At 71.4% G+C, this 5,881-nt stretch carries 6 protein-coding genes; 1 reads left to right on the top strand and 5 read right to left on the bottom strand.

What is annotated here, in order from left to right:
• Positions 1 to 416: HD domain-containing protein (locus tag EIO00_RS23710; RefSeq protein WP_338325950.1), on the top strand; the 416-nt coding region annotated here is incomplete at its 5' end.
• Between the two features lie 51 nt (positions 417 to 467).
• Here EIO00_RS23710 and EIO00_RS23705 read toward each other — a convergent pair.
• The 5 genes from EIO00_RS23705 to EIO00_RS23685 all read right to left on the bottom strand — a co-directional run.
• Positions 468 to 2,465, bottom strand: a complete 1,998-nt coding sequence (locus EIO00_RS23705; RefSeq protein ID WP_140182617.1) for a S9 family peptidase — start codon at positions 2,463 to 2,465, stop codon at positions 468 to 470.
• Positions 2,466 to 2,845: 380 nt separating this feature from the next.
• Positions 2,846 to 3,862: an amino acid ABC transporter permease gene (locus tag EIO00_RS23700; RefSeq protein ID WP_140182615.1), complete on the bottom strand. Its 1,017-nt coding sequence runs from the start codon at positions 3,860 to 3,862 to the stop codon at positions 2,846 to 2,848.
• A complete protein-coding gene (locus EIO00_RS23695; protein WP_140182614.1) occupies positions 3,859 to 4,545 on the bottom strand; it encodes an amino acid ABC transporter permease in 687 nt (228 codons plus the stop codon). The genes EIO00_RS23700 and EIO00_RS23695 overlap by 4 nt, the downstream gene beginning before the upstream one ends.
• 86 nt (positions 4,546 to 4,631) lie before the next feature.
• Entirely contained in the window at positions 4,632 to 5,501 is an 870-nt protein-coding gene (locus EIO00_RS23690; RefSeq protein WP_140182612.1) for a glutamate ABC transporter substrate-binding protein, read from the bottom strand.
• 47 nt (positions 5,502 to 5,548) lie between these two features.
• Positions 5,549 to 5,881 (bottom strand): amino acid ABC transporter ATP-binding protein (locus EIO00_RS23685; RefSeq protein WP_140182610.1); only part of this gene is annotated, 333 nt, incomplete at its 5' end.

The raw sequence follows: 5,881 nt of genomic DNA, 5'->3' as shown, positions 1-5,881 counted from the left end.
TGATCGGTGCCGAGATCGCCCGCCGTTACGGCGAGCACGAGGACGTCGTCCACGCCATCGAGGCCCATCACAACGAGGTCGAGGTCCGCACCGTCGAGGCCGTCCTCACCCAGGCCGCCGACGCCATCAGCGGCAGCCGTCCCGGCGCCCGCCGCGAGTCCTTGGAGGCCTACGTCAAGCGCCTGGAGCGCCTCGAACAGATCGCCCGCGACAAGCACGAGGGCGTCGAGAAGGTCTACGCCATGCAGGCCGGCCGCGAGATCCGCGTCATGGTCAAGCCCGACGCCGTCGACGACATCCAGGCCCAGGTCATCGCGCGCGACATCGCCAAGCAGATCGAGGACGAGCTCACCTATCCCGGTCAGATCCGCGTCACCGTCGTCCGCGAGTCCCGCGCCACCGAGGTCGCCCGCTGACCCGGCGGCGGAGCGACCGCCCTCGCCGGGACGGCCGCCCCGGCGCGCCGTTCAGGAGTCCGCCTCGGCCTCCGAGGCGGGGGCCTCGCCCACGGTCAAGGTGATCGGGGGAACGTCGTGGGGGGTGAAGCCCAGGACCCGGCCGTAGAAGGCGAGCTCGGCCTCCAGGCAGGCGACGATGGTCTCGGCCCGGCGGAAGCCGTGGGACTCGCCCGGGAAGGTGAGATAGGCGTACGGGGTCCGCTCGGCGGCCAGGACGGCGGCGAACTTCTCCGACTGGGACGGGGGCACGACGGGGTCGTCGGCGCCCTGCAGGAGCAGGACGGGACAGGCGGTCCGATCGGCCCGGGTCAGCGGAGAGCGTTCCCGGTAGGCGCGTTCGAAGCCCGGCACGGGACCGATGAGGCCGAACAGGTAGCGGGACTCGAAGTCGTGGGTCTCCTCCAGCATGGTCTGCAGGTCGCTGACGCCGTAGTAGGAGGTGGCGGCGCGGAACACGGTGCTCTGGGTGACGGTGGCCAGGGTGGTCCAGCCGCCGGCGCTGTGCCCGCGGATGGCCAGCCGCTCCGGATCGGCGATGCCGCGCTCGGCCAGGGCGCGGCCGACGGCGATGGCGTCCTCCACGTCCACCACGCCCCACTGCCGGCGCAGCCGCTCCCGGTAGGCGCGGCCGTACCCCGAGGAGCCGCCGTAGTTGACCTCCACCACGCCGATGCCGCGGCTGGTGAAGTAGGCGCGCTCCAGGCTGAGCGCGCTGGAGGCCCGCGAGGTGGGGCCGCCGTGCACGAACACCACGTACGGGGGCAGCTCGTCCGCCGGCCCCTCGGCGATCGGGCTGGTGGGCGGGAACAGGTAGGCGTGCACCGGCCGGCCGAACGGCCCCTCCAGGCGCTCCTTGCGGGGAACGGGCAGATACGCCGCCTCCGGCGGGTCCGCGGGCTCCCGGCGCAGCACCTGGTGGGCGCCGGTGGCGAGGTCCAGCAGCACCACCGCGCCGCTCTCGGTGGCGTTGCCCGCGATGCCGACGACGGTGGAGCCGTCCGCCGACAGGGCCGCCTGCCAGTCGTCGTACGGCAGGTCCAGATCGGTCAGCTCCAGCGTCTCCGGGTCGTAGACGCCCAGCCGCTGGTCGCCCTCCCCGTGCAGCACCGCCAGCCGCCCGTCCTCCAGCGCCGCGTACGGCATGCCGCCGAGCTGCCACAGGGGGACGGCGAACTCCTCCTCGGCCGGGTAGAGCGCCTGCGGGGACTCCCCGTGCAGGCCCACCTGGTAGAGGTTCCACCAGCCGGGCCAGTCGGAGATCACATACAGGCTCTCGGAGTCCCGCCACAGCGGCGCCAGCACCGACTCGGTCAGCCCGCCCTTGACGGTGCGCGGCGAGACCGCCCTGCCGTCCTGCAGCGCGGCGACCCGCACCTCGGTGCCGTCCCACGGCATGCGGGGATGGTTCCACTGCACCCACGCCAGGTGCTCTCCGTCCGGCGACGGGGCGGGGGAGGCGTAGAAGTCGTTGCCGCTGACCAGCTCGCGGATGGCCGAGGCGTCACCGGCGGCGCTCCCGTCCAGGGGGACCGCCACGATCGCCCGCCGCACCCCGTCGGGGGTGTGGCCCTCGCACACGCACCAGACCTCCGTCCCGTCCGGCGACAGCGTGAAATCGGCGTACCGCAGGCCGCCGGGCAGCGCCGGCACGGGGGTCAGCGGCCGGGGCTCGGCGCCGCCCGGGTCGAGCCGGTGCAGCCGCTGGCTCTCGTGGTCGGCGAAGACCAGCGCGTATCCGTCGCCGGTCGGGATCGGCAGGTAGGACCGGCCGCCGTATTCGTGCACCCGGGTCCGCGCGTCCCACGGCGCGGGCAGCAGCTCGGTCCGGACGCCGCCGCGCCAGTGCACGACCGTGGTGCGCCCGCCCTCCTCGGGCCGGGATTCCTGCCACCACACATCGCCGCCGATGACGGTGGGGAAGCTGAGGCGCAGCCGGGCGCGGGCGACGTCGGCGGCGGATATCGGCGAAGGCCAGGAGCCGTAGGGGAGGGTTGCACGAGCGGTCATAACGCCAATCGTTCCGCAAACGCGAACCCCGTGGGACCTGACTGGCCGGTTGAGTTCGGAAAGATACCCGCTCAGCGGCCCGTGGGGTCGCGCGCCGCACCCGGACGCCGGCCGGGGGCGCCGGGCGTCGGTGCGTGAAAGGCGAGGCGGCCGCGAGGGCCGGGGCGCCGGCGCCGCGGAGGGCGGGACGGTCGCGGGACCGGGACGCCGGAGCCCGTGAGGCCGGGCGTCGGCGCCGGGGGAGGAGGCGGCCGTGGGAACCGGGGCGTCGGGGCCCTTGAGAGGGGCGGGCGGCCGGGAGCCGGACGAGGGCGTCAGGGGGCCCATGCGATGAGGGCGCCGCCGGATCACCCGGCGGCGCCCTCATCGCAGGCGTCGGTTCAGTCCTCGCCGGTGGCCGTCCCGGTCGCGCCGGCGGTGGACAGCTGCTGCCCCATGCCCGCCGCCGCCGGGGCGCCGGTGCCGGTCGACAGGGTGGTCGCAGCCGACTTGCGGCTGCGCCGGCTGCGGCCCTCCAGCCAGGTCGCCAGTCGGCTGAGGGCCAGGTTCATCCCGATGTAGATGATCGAAACGATGATCGCCGCCGGGACCAGGTTGTGGTAGTTGGCCGGGACGATCCGGAACCCGGCGCTCAGCAGGTCCTGGAAGGCGATGATGAACCCCAGGGCGGTGTCCTTGAGCAGCACCACCAGCTGGCTGACCACCGCGGGCAGCATCGCGGTGACCGCCTGCGGCAGCAGCACCAGCCGCATCACGCCGTTCTTGCGCAGCCCCAGGGCGTAGGCCGCCTCCGACTGGCCGCGCGGCACCGCGAGCACGCCCGCCCGCACCACCTCGGCCAGCACCGACCCGTTGTACATCACCAGGCCGAACACCAGCGCGGCGAACGCGGGCACGGTCACGTTCCCGGCGTTGATCTCCACGCCGAACACGAACAGGACGTTCTCCACGATGATCCGCTGCGCGTTGCCGAACGGGCTGTCGGCGATGATCGGGCTGATCGCCGGGGGCACGAAGAACGCCAGGAAGATCAGGATCAGCAGCGGCATGGCCCGGAAGAACTCCACCACCAGGCCGGCCGGGATCCGGATCCACCAGTGGTCCGACAGTCGCGCCAGCCCGAACACCACGCCGAACAGCAGCGCCAGCACCGAGGCCACCGCCGCGGCGCCGAGGGTGTTCTTCAGGCCGGGCAGGATGAGGTTCTGCCAGACCTGCGGCTCCACGAACGGCTTCCACAGCTCGCCCGCGAACTGGCCGCGCTCGTTCAGCCTGGCGTACACCAGGTAGGCGATGCCCAGCAGCACCGCCACCGCGACGGCGGTCAGGATGTTGTGCCGCAGCCGCGCCCGGGGGCCGGGGGCGTCGAACAGAACGGTCGCTTCCCGCCGACTCATCGCGCCACCGCCATTCGCTTGGCCAGCCATCCGAAGAAGAACCCGGTCGGCAGGGTCAGCACGAGGTAACCGGCCGCGATGCCGAGGAAGACCGGGATGGAGGCGCCCATGTCGTCGAACATCTCCTTCATCACCGCCGCGGCCTCATAGCCGTAGGCGACCGCGCCGACCACCGTGGTGTTCTTGATCATGGCGATCAGCACGCTGCCCAGCGGGGCGATCACCGCCCGGAACGCCTGCGGCAGGATGATCAGACGCAGCGACTGCAGGAAGGTCAGCCCGATGGAGCGGGCCGCCTCGGCCTGCCCGATCGGCACCGTGTTGATGCCCGACTGCAGCGCCTCGGAGACGAACGCGCCGGTGTAGATCGACAGTCCGAGCACGCCCCACCAGTACCGGTTGACCGTCTCGGTGCCGGACAGGGTGATCTTCAGCTCGTCGTTGATCGCCAGGATGCAGATCGCCAGCAGCAGCGTCAGCGGCGTGTTGCGCAGCAGGTTCACCACGAGGGAGCCGGTGCGCGACAGCACCGTGACGGGGGAGACGCGCAGCGCGGTCAGGAACGTGCCGAAGATCAGCGCCAGGATCGCGGTCACCACCGCGAGCCGCACCGTGGCCCAGAAACCGCCCAGGATCAGGTCGAGGTTGTCGAAGACCGGGCCGAAGTCCAGAAGTTGGTCCATGAGGATCCACGGGGTCAGGGCCGTGCCGGTGCCCGGCCGGGGCACCGGCACGGCCTGCAGGACGAGGGTCGGCGGAAGTCAGCGCGTCAGGCGCAGCCCTCGAACTGCGGAACGGTGTAGTTCAGCTTCAACCCGGAACCGGAGAAGTGCTTGTCCAGCAGCGTCTTGGCGGTGCCGTCGGAGTACATCTTGGTGATGGCCTTGTTGACGGCCTCGCAGGTCTCGATGTCGCCCTTCTTGATGCCGATGCCGTACTTCTCGTCGGTGAAGGGGTCGTTGATGACCTTGAACTTGCCCTTCTGCTGGCTGGCGAAGCCGGCCAGGATCAGGTCGTCGGTGGTCACCGCGTCCAGCGCGCCGGAGGCCAGCTTGGCGGTGCAGTCGGCGTAACCGGTGGCGTCGACCAGGACGGCCGGGATGTTCAGCTGGCCGTCCGGCGGACCCTCGGTGACCCGGCGCCAGGAGTTGGAGCCGGCCGCCTTGCAGAGCTTCTTGCCCTTCAGGTCGGTGGCCTTCTTGATGTCGTCGTTGTCGGCTAGCACCATCGTGTCCTGGTGGGCCACGTAGTACGGGCCGGCGAAGGTCACCTTGGGCTTGCGGGCCTCGGTGATGGAGTAGGTGGCCACCACCAGGTCCACCTGGTTGCTGGCCAGGAAGGACTCGCGGTTCTCCGAGCGGGTCTCCTTGAAGGTGATGCCGCTCTCGGGGACGCCGAGCTCCTTGGCGATGTACCTGGCCACGTCGACGTCGAAGCCCTCGAAGGTGCCGTCGGGCTTCTTCAGGCCGAGGGCCGGCTGGTCGTACTTGATGCCGACGACCAGCTTGCCGGTCTCCTTGGCCCGCTGCGCGACCGACTTGCTCTCGGCCGCCTGCTTCTCGGTGTCGCTGCCGCAGGCCGCGGTGGCCAGGGCCAGCGCCGCCGCCGCCGCGACCGCGGCGATCTGACGTACTCGCATGTCTGTCTACCTTCGCTTCCTGCCGAATGCGCGGCTCGGTGGGGGCCTCAGTGAGTGATGATCTTGGAGAGGAAGTCCTTGGCGCGTTCGGTGCGCGTGTTGTCGAAGAACTCGTCCGGGGTGTTCTCCTCGACGATCTCGCCGTCCGCCATGAACACCACCTTGTCGGCGGCGCGCCGGGCGAAGCCCATCTCGTGGGTGACCACGATCATCGTCATCCCCTCGCGGGCCAGCTCGGTCATCACCTCGAGGACCTCGTTGACCATCTCCGGGTCCAGCGCCGAGGTGGGCTCGTCGAACAGCATCACCTTCGGCTTCATCGCCAGCGCCCGGGCGATGGCGGCGCGCTGCTGCTGGCCGCCCGACAGCTGGGCGGGGTA

The sequence above is a fragment of the Thermomonospora catenispora genome (assembly GCF_006363815.1).
GTDB classification, from domain to species: domain Bacteria; phylum Actinomycetota; class Actinomycetes; order Streptosporangiales; family Streptosporangiaceae; genus Thermomonospora; species Thermomonospora catenispora.
The sequence above is the reverse complement of the archived record's forward strand: the minus strand, read 5'-3'. Positions and strand labels throughout refer to the sequence as shown.